This is a genomic window from Nakamurella aerolata (genome assembly GCF_013002705.1).
Lineage (GTDB): Bacteria > Actinomycetota > Actinomycetes > Mycobacteriales > Nakamurellaceae > Nakamurella > Nakamurella aerolata.
This window is the reverse complement of the sequence record NZ_JABEND010000005.1, coordinates 210,720-230,993: the sequence shown is the minus strand read 5'-3', so window position 1 is coordinate 230,993 and position 20,274 is coordinate 210,720. Positions and strand designations below refer to the sequence as shown.

Below are 20,274 nucleotides of genomic sequence, written 5' to 3'. Positions count from 1 at the left end.
CACGGTGTGACACCGCTGTCGCACGGTGTGCTGACACCGCGCTGAGCTGGTTGGCGGAGGCGGACGGGAATCGAACCCGCCAGATCGAGCTGCTCGACCTCACCGGTGTTGAAGACCGGGGGGACCACCAGGAACCCAGACGCCTCCCTGCGCGCCAATGTATGCCAGTGCTGGACGTCGAGTGATCGGGCGCCACGTTCGCGACACTCCGGGCCGACGCCGGCCCCTACACTCGCGGCGTGACCACCTCTGTTCCCGCTGGCCCCGCCCGGAGCACCGCCCCGCGGCTCACCCAGTTCGCCCACGGCGGCGGCTGCGCGTGCAAGATTCCGCCGGGCGAGTTGGAGGACGCGGTGCGCGGGCTCACCGGCCAGGCCGGGCCGGGCGTGCTGGTCGGGCTGGACGACGGGGACGACGCCGCGGCGGTACGGGTCGCCGTGGCGGGAGCGACGCCGCTTGCGGTGCTGTCCACCGCGGACTTCTTCACCCCGGTGGTGGACGACGCCTACGACTGGGGACGCATCGCCGCGGCCAACGCGCTGTCGGACATCTACGCCATGGGCGGCCGCCCTGTCGTTGCCATCAACCTGGTGGGCTGGCCGCGCGAGGTGCTGCCGATGGAGTTGCTCACCGAGGTGCTGCGCGGGGGGTTGGCGGTGGCCGAGCAGGCCGGCTGCCCGCTGATCGGTGGCCACTCCATCGACGATCCGGAACCCAAGTACGGCCTGGCGGTGACCGGAACCGCCGACCCGGATGCGTTGCTGCGCAACGATGCCGCCGCACCGGGCCAGCCGCTCACCCTCACCAAACCGATCGGCGTCGGGCTGTTGAACAACCGGCACAAGCAGACCGGTGAGTACTTCGCCGCTGCCGTCGAGACCATGACCGAGCTGAACGACACCGCGGCGGCGGCCGCGCTCGCGGCCGGGGCGCGGGCGGCGACCGACGTCACCGGCTTCGGTCTGCTCGGGCACCTGTACAAGCTGTGCCGCGCCTCCGGGGTCGGTGCGGTGCTGGACAGCGCTGCCGTTCCGGTGCTCGCCGAGGCCAGAGACGCGCTGCGGGACGGGTACATCTCCGGCGGCACCCGCCGCAACCTCGACTGGGTCCGCCCGCACCTGACGGCGGCGCTCGGCATCACCGAGGACGAGCTGCTGCTGCTCGCCGACGCGCAAACCTCAGGCGGCCTGCTGGTGGTGGGGGAGGTGCCCGGTTACCCGGTGATCGGCCACACCGCCCCGGCCGGCGACGCTGCGATCGCGGTGCGCTAGCCGGCAGTAACATCGCGGTGCGCTAGCCGGCAGTAACTCGGCGTCCAGCGCCTCGGCCAGGAAACGTCGCCGGCGCCGGAGGCTGTCAGGCCGTGGTGATGGAGTCGTCGGTGATGCCGGCCGCCCGGCGGGCGGCGAGCCTGCGACGCTGCGGCTCGATGGTGTACTTCGGGTTCTTGGCCGACTCGATGCCGGCCTCGAAAATGCCGAACCGGGTGAGCACCGACGAGGCCAGCAGTGCCAGCCCCGAGGCAACAGCGACCGGGCGTTTGCGGCCGCCGAGCAGCGTGCCGATACCGCCGGCGATGGCCAGACCCTCGCTCCAGCGCAGCATCGTCCCGGCCTTGCCGTGGTGCAGCGGTTCCGCGGCGACCGGGTCCATTCGGCGGTGCATCAACCGGCTGGCGGTGACGTCGCCGATCACGCCGAGCACCGCAAGCCGTTGTGCCGGGCCGGTTTCGGCCACCGGGGTGGTCACCATGGCCAGTCCGGCGGAAGCCAGGCTGGCCGAGCTGACGAACACGAACGGCAGGTCTTGGCGCGCCTCGTTCCAGGTCGGGGTGGCGGTGTCGGCCAACAGCACAGCGGTGTACGCGGCCAGCGGGGTGGCGAACACCGCGGCCTCGATCCCCGCGGGTTTCTCCAAGGCCCGCAACACCTTTCGCAGCGGGCCCAGCGGCAACCTGTCACCGGTCATCCGGTCGATCTCGTTGGCGGCGGCCACCCCGGCGCCGGCGCTGAACGCGGAAAGGATCCACGAGCCCAGGCTCATCGGCGAGGTCAGCTTGACGGTGCGCAGCATGTTCAGGAAGCGTTCGGGCCGACCGAGGTCTTTCACCAGCGCGACGCCGCCGAGCCCGACGGCGGCCAGCGCCGACAGCCTGGCGTTGCGCCGCAGCTTCGGCCGGTCGGTCAGCTGCCCGCCGGCCGCCAGCAGTCCCGACCCGCCGGCGACGCCGCCGAGAAACAGGTAGGCAGCAACCTCTTCGCCCCACGGCGCCGGCTTGACCACCGGCTTGCCGTAGTACGAGGTGAACTGCGCGTCGGGCACCACCGGCATGTCCCGGCCGCCGTCGGCGCCGCGGCCTAGCCAGCTGCGGGCACCGCCGCCGGAGCGACGGCGCCGCTTGGCGCGCTTGCCGCCGGCCGGTTCCGGCGGGCGCAGGCTGTCGAACTCCGAGACGCTCACCGGCGCCCCCGCAGTGAGCTCTTGACGAACGAGAGTGCCGCCGCCGCAACCATTCCGGCGGCCGCCAGCCCGGCCCGCTTGAACATCTGCGGCAGGTCGGCGGTGGGCACCCGCGGGTCCGGCGGCAGGCCGTACACCTCGGGTTCGTCCAGCAGCAGGAACACCGAACCGGTGCCGCCGACGCCGTCGTTGTCGTTGGCGCCGTACAGCCTGGCCTCCGTCATGCCCTGGGCGTGCAGTTGCGCGACGCGCTCCTTGGCCTGCGCCACCATGTCCGCCCGGTCGCCGTACTTGATCGACGTTGTTGGGCAGGTCTTGGCGCACGCGGGGGTCTGGCCGTCGACCATCCGGTCGTAGCACAGGGTGCACTTCTGCGCGATGCCGGCGTTGGGCACCTGCGTTTTTGCCGACTTCGCTGACGTGCCGCCGCGGTTGGCTCCGATGGCGGCTGGCTGCTGCTCATTCTGGTTGCCGCGCTTGGTCTTCGGCTCGACGGTGCCGTCACTGCGGCGTTCGATCACCCCGAAGGGGCAGCCGGCGACGCAGGTGCCGCAGCCGTTGCAGACGTCGGCCTGCACCACGACGGTCGAGAACTCGGTGCGGAACAGCGCGCCGGTGGGGCACACGTCGAGGCAACCGGCGTGGGTGCAGTGTTTGCACACGTCCGAGGCCATCAGCCAGCGGAACTCGGGGGTGTCAGGGGGAGCGGTATCGGTTGCGGCCGTGACGGTTTCACTGCTGCCGCCGCCCCGGACCGCCGGCATGCCGAGCGACACCAGCGCCGCGCCGGACTCGCGGGCCCGCTCGATGGCGTCGTGGCCCTGCTCGACAAAGGCCACGTGCCGCCAGGTGCTGGCGCCCAGCGCCACCGTGTTGTCGTACGACATGCCGGTCAGCTCGAGGTCGCCGTCCCGCGGGTTGCGGTTCCACTCCTTACAGGCCACCTCGCAGGCCTTGCAGCCGATGCAGATCGAGGTGTCGGTGAAGAAACCCTTGCGGGGCTTGTTGATGTCCCAGTGCGCGTCGGCCGCCGGGTCCGTCGGTCCAGACAGCTGTCCCATCAGTGCACCTTCCCGTGGTCAGGTTGCTGGCTCGGCCCGACGCGCGGGTCCGGCGTTGTCCCGTTCACCATCGCGACCCCCACGGCTCGTCGCCGTCGGCACCGGGCGGGGGCGGCGGATCGGAAGCCGGCGGCGGGTCGATGATCTCGCGTGCCGGGTCGGTGATGCGGATGTTGTCGGTCTCGACGGTCACCCTGGCCCGCTGCTGATACTCCCGCACCAGCTCCAGCAGCGCCTCCCCGCGCGGGCGGCGACCCGGCTGGATGTCACAGGAACCGGCCTTGGACTCCTGAATCTGGGTGTTCGGGTCGAGGGTGACGCCCATCAGGTCGTTGGCAGCGTCGCCGCTGACGATCGCGTCGGTGCCGCCGACGCCCCAGTGGTAGGGCAGGCCGATCTGGTGCACGGTGCGGCCGTTGATCGACAGCGGCGTCATGCGTTCGCTCACCAGCACCTTGGCCTCGATGGCGGCGCGCGGCGAGATGATCGTCGCCCAGCCGTCGTTGACCAGGCCACGTTCGGCGGCCAACTGCGGCGACACCTCGCAGAACATCTGCGGCTGCAGCTCCGAAAGGTAGGGCAGCCAACGGCTCATGCCGCCGGCGGTGTGGTGCTCGGTGAGCCGGTAGGTGGTGAAGACGTACGGGTACACGTCGACACCGAAGTCGCCGGCGCTGGGTGCGTCCAGATTGTCCTCCCGCGGGAACATCACCCGTGCCGGGCTCTGCTGCTGCGGGTAAAGGCTGTTGGCCACCGGCGATTCCTGTGGCTCGTAGTGCGTCGGGAGCGGACCGTCCACCAGACCGGAAGGTGCATACAGCCAACCCTTTCCGTCGGCCTGCATGATGAACGGGTCGTCGCCGGTGAGCGCCGCCGGGCCGCCGAGATCGGGGTCCGGCATGCTGTGCGGGGCCCGGTCGACGGGGAAGTCGGGGACGTCGTCGCCGACCCACTTGCCGGCCTCGGCGTCCCACCAGATGTAGCTTTTGCGCTTGCTCCACGGCTTACCGTCCGGGTCGGCCGACGCCCGGTTGTACAGAATGCGGCGGTCGGCGGGCCAGGCCCAACCCCACTCCGACTGGCTGGGGGACGGGCCGCCGCCTGGCACCCGCCGCGCGGCCTGATTGATGCCGTCGGCGTAGACCCCGGTGTAGATCCAGCAACCGCCCTCGGTGCTGCCGTCGGCGCGCATCTCGGTGTACGCCGAAAGTGGTTGCCCTGCCTTGTCTCCGGTCAGGTGACGCCCGTTGATCTCGGCCAGCACCGATTCCGGATCGGGGTTGCCGTCGTCGTCGAGCGGATAGTCCCAGGTCAGGTCGAGCAACGGGCGGTCGCGCGGGTCGTCGGAATCGGCCAGCTTGGCCCTGATCCGTTGTCCCAGCTCGAAGAAGAAGTCGAGATCGCTCTGGCACTGGCCCGGCGGATCGATGGCCTTGTGCCGCCACTGCAGCAGCCGCTGCGTCTGGGTGAACGATCCGGCCTTCTCCACATGGGTGGCCGCCGGCAGGAAGAACACCTCGGTGCCGATGTCTTCGGTGCGCAGCTCACCCGACTCGATCTCGGGACCGTCCTGCCACCAGGTGGCGGATTCGATCAGGTTGAGATCCCTGACCACCAGCCACTTCAGGTGGCTCATCGCCATCCGCGCCTGGCGGCCGTTGGCCGATCCGACCGCCGGGTTCTGACCGAGCACGAAGTAACCCTCCACCTCGTCGGCCAACATGCTGACAGTGGTCTGATAGGTGCCGGCCGGCCCGTTCAGCCTGGGCAGATAGTCGAAGCACCAGTCGTTCTCGGCTGTTGCCTTGTCGCCCCACCAGGCCTTCAGCAGGCTCACCGCGTAGGCGTCGGCGTCGGCCCAGTAGCCCTTCTGCTTCTTCGAACCGACCGAGTTCACATAGTCGGTGAAGGTGTCGTGCCGGCCGGCGCTCGGCATCGGCAGGTACCCGGGCAGCAGGTTGAACAGCGTCGGGATGTCCGTCGAGCCCTGAATGCTGGCGTGCCCGCGCAGCGCCATGATGCCGCCGCCGGGACGGCCGACGTTGCCCAGCAGCAGCTGCAGAATCGCTGCGGTGCGGATGAACTGCGCACCGAAGGTGTGCTGAGTCCAGCCGGTGGCGTACCCGAAACAGGTGGTGCGGTCGCGGCCCGAGTTACGGGTCACCGCGTCCGCCAGGTAGCCGAAGTCTTCGGCGCTGATGCCGCAGAGCTGCTCCACCATTTCCGGGGTGTAGCGCGCGTAGTGCTTCTTGAGGATCTGGAAGACGGTCCGCGGGTCGGTGAGCGTTTCGTCCCGCTCCACCTTGGCGTGCTCCAACGACGGACCGCCGCTGCCGTGCGCCTCCCCGGCCGCCCGATCGGACTGCTCGGCTCCGTGCTCGTCGGGGCCGCCAGGACGGTCGATGCCGCCGCCCTCAGGGTCGGCGTAGGCCCAGGTGCTGGTGTCGTAGTGGCCGGTCTCCGGGTCGAATCCGGAGAACAGCCCGTGCAGATCTTCGGTGTCGCGGAAGTCGGGGTTCACCAACGTGGCGGCATTGGTGTACGCCAGCACGTATTCGCGGAACCACAGGTCGTTGCTGATCACATGGTTGATCACGGCGCCGAGCAGCACCACGTCGGAGCCGGCGCGGATCGGGATGTGCTTGTCCGCCACCGCCGAGGTCCTGGTGAACCGCGGGTCGACGTGAATCACCACGGCGCCACGGGCTTTGGCTTCCGAGACCCACTGGAAACCGACGGGATGGCATTCTGCCATGTTCCCGCCCTGCAGCACGATGCAGTCGGCATTGGCCATGTCCTGCAACGATTGCGTAGCGCCGCCGCGTCCGTACGAGGCCCCCAGACCGGGAACCGTCGCGGAGTGTCAAATACGCGCCTGGTTCTCGATCTGTACCGCACCGGCAGCGGTGAAGAGCTTCTTGATCAGGTAGTTCTCTTCGTTGTCGAGGGTGGCGCCGCCCAGCGACGCGACCCCCCAGGTCCGACGCAGCGGGCTGCCGCTCTCGTCCGTGTCCTGCCAAGTGCGCCTGCGGGTCTCCAAGAACCGGTCGGCGATCATGTCGATGGCGGTGTCCCTGTCCAGCGACTGCCACTGCGTGCCGTGTGGCGGCCGGTACCGCACCTGGTACTGCCGGCCGGGTGCATTCACCAGCTGTTCGCTGGCGGAACCCTTGGGGCACAACCGTCCACGCGAGATCGGCGAGTCGGCGTCGCCCTCGATCTGGACGACCTTCTCGCCGGAGACGTACACCTTCTGCCCGCAGCCGACGGCGCAGTACGGGCAGATGCTCTGTACCACCCGGTCGGCCGTCGCGGTGCGGGGTTCGAGCGCGCGGGTGTGCGGGCTGGTGACCGCCGGACCGCGGCCCAGCACGTCGCCGGAGCGGAACTGTCGCAGCACCGGCCACTGGAGGAAGCTCCTGCGCGCCATTACCGCAGTCTAGCCATCTGCGCTGGCTTCGCGACCGGCACGCCGTACCCCGCGCCGGCCGAGTCGTCCGGCTTGCGCGGTTGCTCCCCGGGTGTCATCGCCGGCCGGGCTGGGAGTGCCCATCGAGACGGCGAAAGGGTTGCCGTGCAACGCTTCCCGGCCGTCCGGCTCAGCTGAACAGCTTGATCGCGGCACTGACCGTCTCCCACAAGCCGTAGATCAGCCCAACGGCCACCACCGCCCAGGCGAGCATGGCGAGCGCCGAGGTGCGGCCACCGCGGCCGGCGCTGAGTGCGGCGTCGGCTTCCCGGCCGGCCTGCAGATCGGCCTCGCGCTTGGCCTTCACCACCTCCGGGTCCTCCTGGTACTTGGCTGCCACCGGCTTGATCAGCAGGTTGGCCACCAGTCCGACGGCCAGCAACACCACCATGGTGATGAGGGCGGGTCGGTAGGCAGACGCGGTCAGCGTCCCCGGGGTGCCAGCCCTGTCCAAGAACCCGTTGACGATCAGCGGTCCGACCACCCCGGCCGCCGACCACGCGGTGAGCAGCCGGCCGTGAATCGCGCCCACCTGATAGAAGCCGAACAGGTCGCGCAGGTACGCGGGAACCGTGGCGAAGCCGCCGCCGTAGAAACTGACGATCACGCAGGCGCACAACACGAATACCGCTTCCGAGGTGTTGCCGGTGAAGGCCAACAGCAGGTACAGCACGATGCCGGCGCCGAGGAAGATCACGTAGGTGGGTTTGCGGCCGATGAAGTCGCTGACGCTCGACCAGGCGAACCGTCCTGCCATGTTGAACAGCGACAGCACCCCGACGAAGCCGCCGGCCGCGGCCACCGCGACCGCAGAGGCGCCGCCGGGTTCGTCGCGGAAGAAGTCCTGGATCATCGGGGCGGCGTTCTCCAGGATGCCGATGCCGGCCGTCACGTTGCAGAACAACACCACCCACAGCAGGTAGAACTGCGGGGTGCGGATCGCGGATGCCGCCGACACGTTTCCGGTGCTGATCAACGGTTTTGCCTTGGCTTTCGACGGATCCCACCCTGGCGGGGTCCAGTCCGGAGCCGGCAGCCGGATCAGGATCACGCCGAGCATCATCACCACGAAGTAGCCGATGCCGAACGTGACGAACAGCAGCGTCAGCGCGCGGGTGTTGGCCGCTGTCGGTACCTCGGACGCCACGTAGCCGTACGCGCTGAGCAGGTGCCGGGACAGCGGGGTGGCGATCAGTGCGCCGCCGCCGAAACCCATGATGGCCAGCCCGGTGGCAAGGCCAGGTCGATCCGGGAACCACTTCATCAGGGTGGATACCGGCGAGATGTAGCCGATTCCCAGGCCGATACCGCCGATCACGCCGTATCCCAGGTACACCAACCACAACTGGCCGGTCGCGATGCCGAGCGCGCCGATCAGGAAGCCTGCGCTCCAGAAGCACGCGGAGGTGAACATGGTCTTGCGCGGGCCGACCCGCTCCACCCAGGTGCCCAGCGCCATCGCGGAAAGGCCGAGCATCAGGATCGCCAGCGAGAAGATGATGCCGATAGCGGTGTCGGAAGCCTGGAACCGTTCCACCAGCTGCAGCTTGTAGACGCTGGTGGCATACACCTGTCCGATGCACAGGTGCACGGCCAACGCGGCCGGCGGGATCAACCGCCGGTTGTAGGTGTGCGAGGCAATGGTGTTCTTGCGGTCAAGAATCGTCGTCATCGCGTTGACCGACGCTGGCCGACGCTGCCGGGGTGAGTGCTCATCCCGCAGAACCTAGCCGCGCCCGGGGCCGCGCGCGGTGACGGCGGCCGGTCGCTGATGGACGCCGAGCGCCAGCAGTGCTGTCGGGTCCGTTCCGGGGCAGCGGTGACGAAGTTTTGTCGGTCCGCACACCGGCGGTTAGCTACCGGAACATCCGCTGTCCGGGTCGAGGCTGCGCGCCAACACGTCGGCGTCCGAGCAGAATCCGCGGCCGCTGCGCTTCAGGCACAGCAACCCGACCAGCAGCCCGTCGCCGTCCACCACGGCCAGCCGCCGTCGGCCGGCGGTGGACAGCCGCTGCGCCGCCGCCGCGAGCGGCACGTCGGGGTGGACGCTGCGGCCGGTCAGGCTGCCGAACGGGGCGGCCGGACGCCGATCGTGGTTTGCGGCAGCGCTTCCGGCTCCGGCATCTACCGCGGCAGCGCTTCCGGCTCCGGCATCTAGCCCGGCTCCGGCCCCGGCTCCGCCTCCGGCTCCGGCTCCGGCATCGGCATCGGCGTCGGCATCTGCACCGGTGCCAGCACCGGCGCTGGTACCGGCCTGCTGCGGCAGGTCGTCCCGGGTCACCGTGCTGAGCAGGCGGCCGCTGCCGGCGTCGACGATCAGGGCGAGGTGAACATGATCGTCGGCGAAGAATCCCGCGAGCTCGGCGACCGTCACCTCCGGCCCAAACACCTTGGGGCGGCGGATCATTGCGTCGGCGACCGTCCGGTGTCCAGTGGCAGCGTTCCCGGCACCACCGGCTGCAGTGCTCCCGGCACCACCGGCGGCAGTGCTCCCGGCACCACCGGCGGTGGAACGGGCCGGGCTGCTCATGGTCCGGTGCCGGCCTGGCTGCTCTGCTGACGTTGCTCCGGCAGGCCCTGGCCGGAAGCACCGCCGCGGCCGCTGGTCCTGGCGCCGCTCCTGCTCTTGGCCGGCCCGCTCTTGGCTGCACCGGGCTTGCCTGCACCGGGCTTGCCTGCACCGGCGTCGTCCTGCTGCTGCCCCTGACGGTCAGCCCGCGGCTGCAACCGCAGCGCGTAGCTGGCGCTGACCAGGTCGGTGATGCCGCGGGCGTCCGACAGCGAACGTCCGGTCAGCTCCTGGATCCGCCGGAGCCGGTACCGGACCGTGTTGGGGTGGCAGTAGAGCACCTCGGCAGCGCGTTCGGCTGAACTGCCGTGCCCGAAGTACGCAGTCAGGGTGTCCAGCAACACATCTCGGTCGTCGGCGGGCAGGCCGAGCACGGGCCCGAGCACCTGCTGCACCAGGCGTTTCGCCTCGGCCGGCTCCGACACCATCAGCGCGGCAAGCGGATCGTCGCTGAACATCCGTACCCGCGGCGGTTCGATCGGCAGCCCGGCGATCGCGGCCTGCGCCAGATGCAACGCTCGCGGGGTGTCGCCCAGCGACCGGTAGGCCGGGCTCACCCCGGTGCGGGCGGTGGCGATCTCACGCAGCACCTTGAGCACGGCGTCGAGTTGGTCCGGCCGCGCCGAGATCACCCCGAGTTGCTGCGCCGGCGTCAGGCGCCAGGCGGAGACGATGCCGTGGTCGGCCAACCTGCGCTCCACCAGCGGCAAGCTCTCCTCGGCCAGCCCGCGGGTGTCCGCCGCGACCACCAGCAGGTCGGCGTCGGCGGGAAGCCCGAGCAGCGCACCGGCTTCCCAGCGGCCGCCGTCCGGACCCGGGTGTCCGGTGAGCAGGGCCTCCACCAGTGCCGAGCGGCGTTGTTGTTGGGACAGCAGCAATTCGGCCGTTGTGTTCCGGTAGGTGTCGGTGACGACGGTGGCGTGCTCGTCGGCGATCTGCCAGCTGGACTCACTCAGGCCCAGCAGCTCCTGCACAACAGCGGGGCTGCCGTGCCGGCCGTGTTCCAGCAGCGCCTGCCAGAGAGTTCCGAAGCTGATCCGATAGGCGTGCAGCACCTCTGGCAGCGGAACACCCTGCTTGGCGCGGCGCCGCGCGGTGTCACGCGGGGTGGCCAGATCGGGTCGCTGCTCGGGGTTCGCCATCGCCGCGATCAGAAACCGCAGGTTGTCCTCGATGGCCTCGCGCAGCTCGCCGGCGCTGATCACCTCGCCGTCGCGATAGATGCGAATCCGATCGGCAATGGTGCTGCAGGCCTCGTCGGCCAGCCTGGACACCTGGGTCTGCGCCCAACCCAGCAGTGAGGTCGATTCGCCGGCAGCGCTCATCGTGGCAGCAACTTCTTATGCAATCTCGATACGTCCGTCCAGGTTCCGAAGGAGTACGGCTGTGGTGGTGATGCTGAGTCCCAACGGGTTCAGCACAGCCGATCCAACCATGTCCCGGCCCACCGCGACGGTGTCCGCCGGTTCGGCCGGCTGTTGGCCCCGGCTCACCACTGCACCCGCTCCGCGCCGGTGTAGAGCACCACCGAATCGGTCCGGGAGAAGCCGGCGAGCGTCATGCCGGATTCCTTGGCGAGGTCGATCGCCAGTGACGACGGCGCGCTGACCGCTGCCAGCATCGGGATACCGACCATCGCCGCCTTCTGGACCAACTCGAACGAGGCCCGGCCGGACACCTGTAACACGGTGTGCCGCAACGGGATCTGGTTGTTCAACAGCGCCCGGCCGATCGCCTTGTCGACGGCGTTGTGCCTGCCGACGTCCTCCCGCACCACCAACGGCGCGGCCGCGTCTGCGAGCGGGAAGATGCCGGCCGCGTGCACCCCGCCGGTGCTGGCGAACAGCCGCTGCTGCTGCCGCAACTCTTCGGGCAGCGCCAGCAGCCGCTCCAGAGTGATCCGGTCGGCGCCGGCGCCGTCCGGTGCCGGCTCGGCGGGGGAGAAGCGGCTGTTCTTGTGCACCAACTCGATCGAGCTGGTGCCGCACACCCCGCACGACGACGAGGTGTACACCCTGCGGGCCTCCTCGGCGGCCGGCGGCGCGATGCCGGCGGCCAGCTGCACGTCGACAATGTTGTAGGTGGCGCGGCCGTGCTCGTCAACGCCGGGGCCGTAGCCGATCTGGGCGATGTCGTCCCGCCCGGCGACAACGCCCTCACCCAGCAGAAATCCGGCGGCCAGCTCGAAATCGTTGCCAGGGGTGCGCATGGTGACGACGAACTGCTCGCCGTTGACCCTGATCTCCAGCGGTTCTTCGCCGGCGATGGTGTCGGGCCGTCGGTTCGCGCTGGTGCCGTCCGGCCCGCGCCGGAGCTTTACGACGGGCTGCCGGGTCGACGCCCGGCCGCTCACCGGGCCGCTCGGATGTCTTGTCGGTGTGCCACGTGCGCCTCTCCGGATGGGCTGACGACTGCCTCGGTACTGGGGCTCGGCTACCAGGGACTCGGGTACTTGGGGCTCGGGTACCTGAGCCCCAGGCACCGTCGCCCCGGGCATCTGCCTGGCGACGATACTCAGTAGATGCCCCCACGTTCAGCGGCCGATGCGCCCTTGGCCGGCGGTCCCGGCACCCTGGCGGCCGTGGTGCTGGCCGGCGGACGCGGGTCGCGGCTCGGTGGTGCGGACAAGCCGGCGCTGCACTTTCGCGGGCGCACCCTGCTGCGGCGCGCGGTGGACGCGGCGACGGCCGCCGGTGCCCGGCCGGTGGTGGTGGTCGGGCCGGCTGCTGCCGACCCTGCCGACCCTGCCGGCGCGGACAACCAGGCCGACGCGGACAGCCAGCCCGGCAACGCGCCGCCATCGGCCACCGGCCTGCGCTGGACCAGGGAGGACCCGCCGCACTCCGGGCCGGCCGCCGCGGTCGCGGCCGGGTTGACCGACCTGCGCGCCAGCGACGGCGGCGACCGCGACGGCGACGGCGGCGATTTCGCCGCGGGCACGTCCTGGGTGCTGCTGCTGGCCGCCGACCTGCCCGGTGTGGAAACCGCGGTGCCGGCGCTGCTGGCGGCAACCCGCGGCGGCGGCTCCCCTCCTGGCCGATCGCGCGACCCCGCCGGCATCGGCGCCGCCGACGCTGCGGCGACCGACGGCTGGGTTGCCGTTGACCCAGCGGGACGACGCCAATGGCTGTGCGGCCTTTACCGCCGTTCGGCGCTGGACGATGCGGTGGACCTGTTGCGCCGCAACGCTTCCGTACCGGATGCCCACGGCCCGGATCCGCTGGCCGGGCAGAGCCTGCGGGCGCTGCTGCGACCGCTGCGGCCTCGTGAGGTGCCGCTGCCCGCCGCTGCCGTCGCCGACGTCGACACCCCCGACGACGCCCGCCGCTGGAACATCGACCTGCCGTCGCCGGCCGGCTGACCCGCCGGCTTCCCCTGGCTCGCCAAGGTTGGTGGGGCTCGTTCGCACATCTTTCGGCACATCGCACACCCTGTTGCCGTCCTGGGGTGTGCGACGTGCCGGAAGGTGCGCGAACGGCGGCTGGCTCGTCCGTCGCCGCCCTGACTCAGCGCTACTCTGACTCACCGTGGAGCCGCTGATCGCACCCAGCCTGCTGTCCGCCGACTTTGCGAACCTGCAGCGTGACATCGAGCGGGTCACCGCCCCCGACGTCACCGACCAACAGGCCGACTGGCTGCACGTCGACGTGATGGATTACCACTTCGTGCCGAACCTGACCATCGGGCTGCCGGTGGTCGAGTCGATGCGCAAGATCACCGACGCCAAGCTGGACTGCCACCTGATGATCGACGACCCGGACCGCTGGGCCGTCGGTTACGCCGAGGCCGGCGCGTACAACGTCACCGTCCACGCCGAGGCCGTCCGGGATCCGATCAGCGTCGCCATGGACCTGCGGGCGGCGGGCGCCAAGGCGGGGCTGAGCCTGAAACCGGCCACCGAACTCGACGATTGGGTCGAGGTGCTGCGGAGCTACGACACCTTGTTGGTGATGACGGTGGAACCCGGCTTCGGCGGCCAGACCTTCATGCCGGACATGCTGGAGAAGGTGCGCAGGGCGCGCCGGATGGTCGACACCGGGCACCTCAACCTGGTGCTGGAGGTGGACGGCGGCGTCGCCGACGACACCATCACCGCCGCCGCCGAAGCGGGTGCCGACTGCTTCGTTGCCGGGTCGGCCGTGTACAGCGCCGCCGACCCCGCCGAGGCCATCGCCCGGCTGCGCGCCGCCGCCCGGCGTGGCGACCCGGAGCGATTCGGCAGGGGCGCCGGCGACTGAGTCCGCGGCCGGCCGCGCTGGACCGCACCTGGAACCGCGTCGTTGGCACCGGGACCCATGGGAGGTCGACGCAGGCCGTCGACGCTGTCGGTGCCGGCCCATAGCGTTGCGGCATGGATCTCCAGCTGCACGGACACACCGCGCTGATCACCGGCAGCAGCGCAGGGATCGGGGCGGCAATTGCCGGCGCGCTGGCCGCCGAGGGGTGCCGGGTGGTGGTGCACGGCCGCCGGGAGTCGGTCGCCGCCGACGTGGCAGCCGAGATCACAGCGACCGGCGGTCAGGCCGAGGTCGTCATCGGCGACGTCACCGAGCCCGGCCGGCTGCCGCAGATCGTGAGTGCCGCCGAGTCCGCTGGTGTCGACATCGTCGTCGCCAACGCCGGGCCCTTCGCCGAGCACCGATGGGAAGACGCCACTGCCGCCGACTGGCGAGAAGCCCTTGACGGCAACGTGATCGCCACCGCCGCGTTGATCTCCGCGCTGCTGCCGGGGCTGCGGCGGCGAGGCTGGGGACGGGTGATCACCATCGGTTCGCGAGCCAGCATCACGCCGCTGCCGAACATGGTCGAGTATTCGGCGGCCAAGGCCGCCGTCGTCAACCTGACGGTGAGCCTGGCGCAACATCTGGCGGGCAGCGGCGTCACCGCGAACTGCGTCAGCCCTGGTGTCATTCTCACGCCGTCGTTGCGGCAGATGTTCATGGACAGGTACCCGCCCGGCACCCAGTGGTCGGACGTCGAAGCAGTGCTGGCGAGCGAGTACGCGCCCAACCCGGTTGGCCGGTTCGGCAGGGCGGAGGAGGTGGCCGACGTCGTCACCTTCGTCGCCAGCCCACGGGCCGGGTATCTCAACGGCGCGGTGCTGCGGGTGGACGGCGGCATCACCGGTGCGGCCTGACCGGTCGGCAACCCAGCAGGCATGATGGAAGCACCATGTCTACGCCGCCCACGTCGTCGTCCGAGCAGCCCGCCGCTGCCGGCCAGGACCCCGCCGCTGCCGGGCAGGAGCCCGCCGCAGCCGGCAAGCAGCAGCCGGGCGAGGTACTGCTGCAGGCCCGGCCGCGCCGCATCGTCATCTATGCGCTGATCGCAACCGTGATCATCGTCGGCACGGCCCTGGCGGTCGGCATCGGGCTGCACGGCACCAACGACGGCGTCGCATTCCGCGGGTACGATCAGGGTGGGGTGATCGGCGTCGGGGTGATCCTCGGCGCCACCATCATGATTGCCGCGGCCCGGCCGCGGCTGCGGGTGGACAGCGAGGGCCTGTCCATCCGGAACATGGTCGGGCACCGGCGGGTGCCGTGGAAGTGGGTGCAACGCATCTCGTTCCCCGAGGGCGCGCAGTGGCCGGTGGTGCAGATGCCGGACGACGAGACCTATCCGATCGTCGCCATCCAGGCGATGGATCGGGAGCGGGCCGTCACGGCTCTGCGGCAGTTGCGGGCCCTGGCCGATCGGTACGCCACCGATGCCCCAAGGCTCAGCGAGCAGGCGGAGCGGCGCTGGGACGAGCAGCTGCGTCAGCAGGAGCAGCAGCGCCCGCTCGGCCGGCTCGAGCTGATCGATCTGCAGCGCGGCGGCGGGCGCCGCAAGCGTTCCCGCTGACCGGCCGGCCGACGCTCCGGTGGGCGCTCGGTACCCGGCGGTGCCGGCGCCTTGGCCCATGGTCGGCAGCACCTCGCGCAGCCGTTAGAATGGTGGTGCGACCAGTCCGGCTTGCGCTCGCAGGCGAGAGCAAGCCGGAACAGCAAGTGGAGTTCCGAACTCCCACCCGCGATTGCCCCACCTCGGGCGGCCGGGTTCCGGTCTCCGGCCGTGAGCAACGGCTGGAACAGTGCACGGCAGCGTCAGGCTGTCGGTACTGGTGGCCGGTCGTTCGGGCTTCGCGCGCTGTGTGCCGCGGGGCCCTTTTCTTGTGTCCGCTCGCGCTTGCGCCCCGGACGCCGGAGATCGGCGCCGGGTGCGCCGGGTAGCCGCAGGCCACGCGTCACCGGGCCACCGAAGTCAGTGCCATGAAGTCAGCAGTCCCAGATGCAACTTGGAGGATTCAATCAGCGTCGAACCACGCATCAACGACAGGATCCGGGTACCCGAAGTTCGTCTCGTCGGCGCCCAGGGGGAGCAGATCGGCATCGTCTCGTCCGCCGAGGCGCTGCGTATCGCCCAGGCTTCCGATCTCGACCTGGTCGAGGTCGCGCCGACCGCCCGTCCACCGGTCTGCAAGATCATGGACTACGGCAAGTTCAAGTACGAGAACGCCCAGAAGGCGCGCGAGGCCAGGCGCAACCAGGTCCTCACCGTCATCAAAGAAATGAAGCTGCGCCCGAAGATCGATGCGCACGACTACGAGACCAAGAAGGGTCACGTCGTGCGCTTCTTGAAGGCCGGCGACAAGGTCAAGGTCACCATCATGTTCCGTGGCCGTGAGCAGTCCCGGCCGGAGCTCGGCTTCCGGCTGCTGCAGCGGCTCGCCGACGACGTCGCCGATCTTGGCGTCGTCGAGAGCTCGCCCAAGCAGGACGGCCGCAACATGGTGATGGTGCTGGCGCCGCACCGGCAGCAGACCAAGCAGGCCCAGAAGAAGAACACCAAGGCCACCGCAGACGCCGCCGACGCGGCGGACGCACCAGCCACCGAAGAGACCGCTGGGGCCGAGTAACCACCCCCGAGTACCACGCTCAGCAGCACCGAGATAGACAGGAACACCATGCCCAAGCAGAAGACCCACTCCGGCACCAAGAAGCGGATCCGGGTCACCGGGACCGGCAAGATCGTCCACGCCGGGTCGGCCAAGCGACACAACCTGGAGAACAAGCCGACCCGCCGCACCCGCCGGTCCGACGGCATGCACGTGCTGGCCAAGGCCGATGTCCCCCGCGTGAAGCGGATGCTCGGCATCTGAGCCGCTCGACCAGCATCTCCACCCGACCTGCAGCCAGCTCTGCAGCGAGACCCACAGGCAGAACCGGACCACCGGCCCGGAAGAATAGATAGGTAACACACTCATGGCACGCGTGAAGCGGGCAGTCAACGCCCAGAAGAAGCGCCGCACCATCCTCGAGCACGCCAGCGGTTACCGCGGCCAGCGGTCGCGGCTGTACCGCAAGGCCAAGGAGCAGGTGCTGCACTCGCTCAACTACGCCTACGCCGATCGGCGCAAGCGGAAGAATGATTTCCGCCAGCTCTGGATCACCCGCATCAACGCCGCCGCCCGCGCCAACGGCATGACCTACAACCGGTTCATGCAGGGCCTGAAGGCCGCCGGTGTCGAGGTCGACCGCAAGAACCTGGCCGAGCTGGCCGTCAGCGACCAGGCCGCGTTCGCGGCGCTGGTCGAGGTCGCTCGCGCTGCCGTTCCGGCCGCGAGCACCAGCTCCGGGGACGCGGCCTGACCGGCCCGCTCACCGAGAAATCGACGCGGATCGCCGCGGCACATCGGCTGCTGCGGCGATCTCGTCGTTTTCAGGCAGGTGAGTTTCTCGCCGAGGGCGCCCAGGCGGTGTCCGAGGCGCTCGGGGTCGAGCGGGAGCGCGGTGGCCTGGTCCGCGAGCTGTACGTCACCTCCGGCGCCGCGGCCGGTGCCCGCGTCACCGGGTTGGTACGCGAGGCTTTTGCCGTCGGCGTGACGGTCACCGAGATCACCGAACGAGCGGCGGCCGCGCTGTCCGACACCAAGGCTCCGCAGGGCCTGGTCGCCCGATGCGCCTTGCTCGACACCGATCCCGCGGCAGCGTTGGCCCGATCCCCGCGGCTGGTTGCGGTATTGGTCGAGCCGTCCGATCCGGGCAATGCCGGGACGGTGATCCGGCTGGCCGACGCGGCAGGGGCCGACGCCGTGCTCCTCGCCGGCGATGCTGTTGACGTGTTCAACCCCAAAGTGGTGCGGGCCACCACCGGCAGCCTGTTTCACCTGCCGATCGGGGTGGTCGACGATCCGATGCTGCTGCCGCACATGCTTGCCGCGGCAGGGCTTTCCACCGTGGCGACCAGCGGCACGGCCGAGCTGGAGCTGCCGCGGGCCGAGGCCCAGGGCCTGCTCGATCTGCCCACCGCGTGGTTGTTCGGTTCGGAAGCACACGGGCTGGACGAGGCCTTGTTGGCCAGTGCCGACATCACCGTCCGGATCCCGATCTACGGCCGCGCCGAGTCGTTGAATCTGGCGACGGCAGCGGCGATCTGCCTGTACGCCAGCGCCACCGCACAGCACCGCGGACGCGGCTGAGCTTGCTTGTTTCCGGTGCTCGGCTGGCCGCGCCGGGGTGATCAGCGGAAGCTGTCGGTGAGATCCTGCACCTTGGCACCGCCGGAGTTCACGATCTGGCTGACGCGCTCTCGGCTGCGCTCCGGCGCGAGTTCGACCCGATAGCCGTCGAGCGTCACAAACGTTGGCACGTAACCCATCTGCGTCACTCGGTAGCGTCCGTCGTTGCCCTTGGTGAAGGTCGGAAGCACCACGATGCCGTCCCGGTTGATGCCGGCCTCGGCATCGGAGGCGGTGGACGACGACGACTGGATCGCCAGGAAGTTGCCGAGCCCGTAGACGATGTACCGGCCGTCGGCCACCTGCGAGATCGGTTGCACCACATGGGCATGCGCGCCGATCACCAGGTCAATGTCCGGCGAGCTGAGCAGCGCTGCGTCGGTGGTGCGCTGCTCGGGCGAGGGCTCCTGCTGCTGCTCGACGCCGTCGTGCACCGACGCCACGACGATGTCGACTCCGCGCGACTTCATCTGTGCCGCTTGCTCTTTCGCCCATTCGACGTTGATCTTGTCGACGGACCACGGGTTCGGCGAGGCGCCGCTGTTGTTGCCGTACGTCATCGACAGATGCCCGACAAGTACACCGTTCACGTCGTAGACCGTCTGGGTGGCTTCCTCTTCGGCGCTGCGGTAGCTGCCGGTGTGCTGGATACCGTTGGCGTCCAACGCATCGAGGGTTTCGTTGACGCCGGACTGGCCGTGGTCGGTGGTGTGGTTGGACGCGGTGGAGCAGGCATCCCAACCGGCTGCCTTCTCGGCGGCGGCCAACTCGTACGGCGCACGGAACGACGGATAGCCGCCAACCCGCTCGTTGCTCGGGCCGGCGATCACCGTCTCCTGGTGGCAGACCGCGAAGTCGGCCGACGACACCACCGGTGCAACGCTGCTCAGCATCCGGTCGAACGCGTATCCGGGGCGCCGGGCTGCGCGGGCGTCGCTGGCGGCCTGCTTGATGATGCGGTCGTGCGTCAGCATGTCGCCGGTGAACGCCAACTGGATGGACGGTGCCGGGGCTTGGGATCGCTTCAGCGGCGGATTCGCTGCCTGGTCGGCCGCCTTGGTCGGTGCCTTGTTCGCTGCCTTGTCTGCCGCTTTGTTCGCTGCGGCTTTGCTGGCAGCAGCCTTGTTCGCTGCGGCCTTGCTGGCAGCGGCCTTGCTTGCTGAGGCGTTGTTGGCGCCCTTGTTTGCGGCGGTCTTGGATGCCGGGCCCTTGGCTGCTGGGGCCTTCGATTGGCTTCTCGATGGGGCTTTGGCTTTCGATGGGGCGCTGTTGGCTGCAGTCGGGTTCGCGTCGGTGTTGCCGGTTTGCCCTGGTGCCGGGGCGGCTGGGGTGGCTGGTGTGGCCTCGACGTCGGCAGGGGTCGGCTGGCGGTATCGGGCCGAGTCGACCGTCGCCGGCGACTTGGGCGCCGCCGAAGCCGAGGCGGTCGTCATCGGACCCTCGTCGAGTGGCGGGGCCGTGACGCCGGACGTCGCGTTCGGGCCGGCCGCCGTGCTGGTCGACAGCGTTGCCGGCAGGTTCGCGGCCAGGTTGGGAGATTCGGATTGTTTGCTGCGGAACATCCCGCTCGCGACGACAGCGGCGCCGACGACGAGCACCGTCGTCAGCGCAGCCAGCAGAACCACCCGCCAGGTACGGGGGATCGGCCGGCGCGGAGCCGCCGACGGTGCTGCCCCGTAGTCGGGAACCCAGCGGCCAGCGTTGCGCTGCCGATGTCGTCCGGTCACGACTCTCACTTCCCCCGCGGTGGTACCCGGTGTGCTGCTGGCTGTGTTGCGACTGGCTTGGTGTTGCCTGATGTGTCGTTGCGTCTGGCTCTGTCGTGCCCGACGCCCGGTTGCGGTTGGGCCGCCGTCGCCGCGGCTGCCGCTTGCGACCTTGTACCGCGCTCGTGCTTCGCTGCCGGTGCCGTTCCGGTGGCCGCCGACGTCGAGCCGTCCTGTCTGCCACGGCTTACCGCGCCGTGGCAGACGCTCCCCGACTGCTGCCCCACGCTCGGTCAACCGTAACGGTGACCTTCCCCACTTCCCGGTACCCGCGCCGAGCCCGGCGTCGCGGCTGTTGCCGCGGAATTGCCCCTCAGGCTCTATCAGAAGGACGTCCCGCCTGGTCGCAGGTTGCCCAGCGGGCCGCAGGGTCACCCGATCAGCGCAATCGCCGCGGTCGGTGGGGTGGCCGGCTCGACAAGCACGGCGTCCGATCGGCCGCGATC

17 protein-coding genes and 1 tRNA gene are annotated in these 20,274 nt (G+C 70.1%); 9 read left to right on the top strand and 9 right to left on the bottom strand.

What is annotated here, in order from left to right; translation table 11 throughout:
- Positions 1-51: 51 nt before the first annotated feature.
- A tRNA-Sec gene (locus HKD39_RS10970) sits at positions 52-147 on the bottom strand.
- Positions 148-239: 92 nt separating this feature from the next.
- Here HKD39_RS10970 and selD point away from each other — a divergent pair.
- Entirely contained in the window at positions 240-1,271 is a 1,032-nt protein-coding gene (selD, locus tag HKD39_RS10965) for a selenide, water dikinase SelD (protein ID WP_171199899.1), read from the top strand.
- An 85-nt stretch (positions 1,272-1,356) separates the two neighbouring features.
- Here selD and nrfD read toward each other — a convergent pair whose 3' ends face one another.
- From nrfD to fdhD, 7 genes are all read right to left on the bottom strand, one after another.
- Positions 1,357-2,460: an NrfD/PsrC family molybdoenzyme membrane anchor subunit gene (nrfD, locus tag HKD39_RS10960; protein ID WP_171199898.1), complete on the bottom strand. Its 1,104-nt coding sequence runs from the start codon at positions 2,458-2,460 to the stop codon at positions 1,357-1,359.
- Positions 2,457-3,521: a 4Fe-4S dicluster domain-containing protein gene (locus HKD39_RS10955; RefSeq protein WP_171199897.1), complete on the bottom strand. Its 1,065-nt coding sequence runs from the start codon at positions 3,519-3,521 to the stop codon at positions 2,457-2,459. The genes nrfD and HKD39_RS10955 overlap by 4 nt, the downstream gene beginning before the upstream one ends.
- Before the next feature lie 64 nt (positions 3,522-3,585).
- Positions 3,586-6,951 (bottom strand): formate dehydrogenase, encoded by a 3,366-nt coding sequence (gene fdh, locus HKD39_RS10950; protein WP_281361882.1) that lies wholly within the window; start codon positions 6,949-6,951, stop codon positions 3,586-3,588.
- A gap of 169 nt (positions 6,952-7,120) precedes the next feature.
- Positions 7,121-8,662, bottom strand: a complete 1,542-nt coding sequence (locus tag HKD39_RS10940; RefSeq protein ID WP_171199894.1) for an OFA family MFS transporter — start codon at positions 8,660-8,662, stop codon at positions 7,121-7,123.
- Positions 8,663-8,842: 180 nt separating this feature from the next.
- Complete coding sequence (locus HKD39_RS10935; protein ID WP_171199893.1) at positions 8,843-9,520, bottom strand: CBS domain-containing protein; 678 nt, start codon at positions 9,518-9,520, stop codon at positions 8,843-8,845.
- Entirely contained in the window at positions 9,517-10,884 is a 1,368-nt protein-coding gene (locus tag HKD39_RS10930; protein WP_171199892.1) for a PucR family transcriptional regulator, read from the bottom strand. The genes HKD39_RS10935 and HKD39_RS10930 overlap by 4 nt, the downstream gene beginning before the upstream one ends.
- Positions 10,885-11,048: 164 nt before the next feature.
- The gene (gene fdhD / locus HKD39_RS10925) at positions 11,049-11,912 is read right to left on the bottom strand and encodes a formate dehydrogenase accessory sulfurtransferase FdhD (protein WP_212754427.1); all 864 of its coding nucleotides are present in this window, start codon (positions 11,910-11,912) and stop codon (positions 11,049-11,051) included.
- A gap of 168 nt (positions 11,913-12,080) precedes the next feature.
- Here fdhD and mobA point away from each other — a divergent pair, with 168 nt between their 5' ends.
- The 8 genes from mobA to HKD39_RS10885 all read left to right on the top strand — a co-directional run bounded on the left by mobA (position 12,081) and on the right by HKD39_RS10885 (position 18,023).
- The gene (mobA, locus tag HKD39_RS10920; RefSeq protein WP_171199890.1) at positions 12,081-12,920 is read left to right on the top strand and encodes a molybdenum cofactor guanylyltransferase; all 840 of its coding nucleotides are present in this window, start codon (positions 12,081-12,083) and stop codon (positions 12,918-12,920) included.
- A 175-nt stretch (positions 12,921-13,095) separates the two neighbouring features.
- Positions 13,096-13,797, top strand: coding sequence for a ribulose-phosphate 3-epimerase (rpe, locus tag HKD39_RS10915; RefSeq protein ID WP_171199988.1), 702 nt, complete (start codon positions 13,096-13,098; stop codon positions 13,795-13,797).
- Between the two features lie 113 nt (positions 13,798-13,910).
- Positions 13,911-14,696: an SDR family NAD(P)-dependent oxidoreductase gene (locus tag HKD39_RS10910; protein WP_171199889.1), complete on the top strand. Its 786-nt coding sequence runs from the start codon at positions 13,911-13,913 to the stop codon at positions 14,694-14,696.
- A gap of 35 nt (positions 14,697-14,731) precedes the next feature.
- The gene (locus HKD39_RS10905; RefSeq protein WP_171199888.1) at positions 14,732-15,406 is read left to right on the top strand and encodes a PH domain-containing protein; all 675 of its coding nucleotides are present in this window, start codon (positions 14,732-14,734) and stop codon (positions 15,404-15,406) included.
- A 433-nt stretch (positions 15,407-15,839) separates the two neighbouring features.
- Positions 15,840-16,460 carry a translation initiation factor IF-3 gene (gene infC, locus HKD39_RS10900; protein ID WP_171199887.1) on the top strand — a complete coding sequence of 207 codons (621 nt, stop codon included), beginning with the start codon at positions 15,840-15,842 and terminating at the stop codon, positions 16,458-16,460.
- Positions 16,461-16,508: 48 nt separating this feature from the next.
- Complete coding sequence (gene rpmI, locus HKD39_RS10895) at positions 16,509-16,703, top strand: 50S ribosomal protein L35 (RefSeq protein WP_171199886.1); 195 nt, start codon at positions 16,509-16,511, stop codon at positions 16,701-16,703.
- Positions 16,704-16,806: 103 nt separating this feature from the next.
- Positions 16,807-17,193 carry a 50S ribosomal protein L20 gene (gene rplT, locus HKD39_RS10890; protein ID WP_171199885.1) on the top strand — a complete coding sequence of 129 codons (387 nt, stop codon included), beginning with the start codon at positions 16,807-16,809 and terminating at the stop codon, positions 17,191-17,193.
- Positions 17,190-18,023 carry a TrmH family RNA methyltransferase gene (locus tag HKD39_RS10885; RefSeq protein ID WP_171199987.1) on the top strand — a complete coding sequence of 278 codons (834 nt, stop codon included), beginning with the start codon at positions 17,190-17,192 and terminating at the stop codon, positions 18,021-18,023. The genes rplT and HKD39_RS10885 overlap by 4 nt, the downstream gene beginning before the upstream one ends.
- A 41-nt stretch (positions 18,024-18,064) precedes the next feature.
- On the opposite strand, the gene HKD39_RS19600 is transcribed toward HKD39_RS10885, so the two are convergent.
- Positions 18,065-19,789, bottom strand: a complete 1,725-nt coding sequence (locus tag HKD39_RS19600; RefSeq protein WP_171199884.1) for a CapA family protein — start codon at positions 19,787-19,789, stop codon at positions 18,065-18,067.
- Positions 19,790-20,274: the final 485 nt, after the last annotated feature.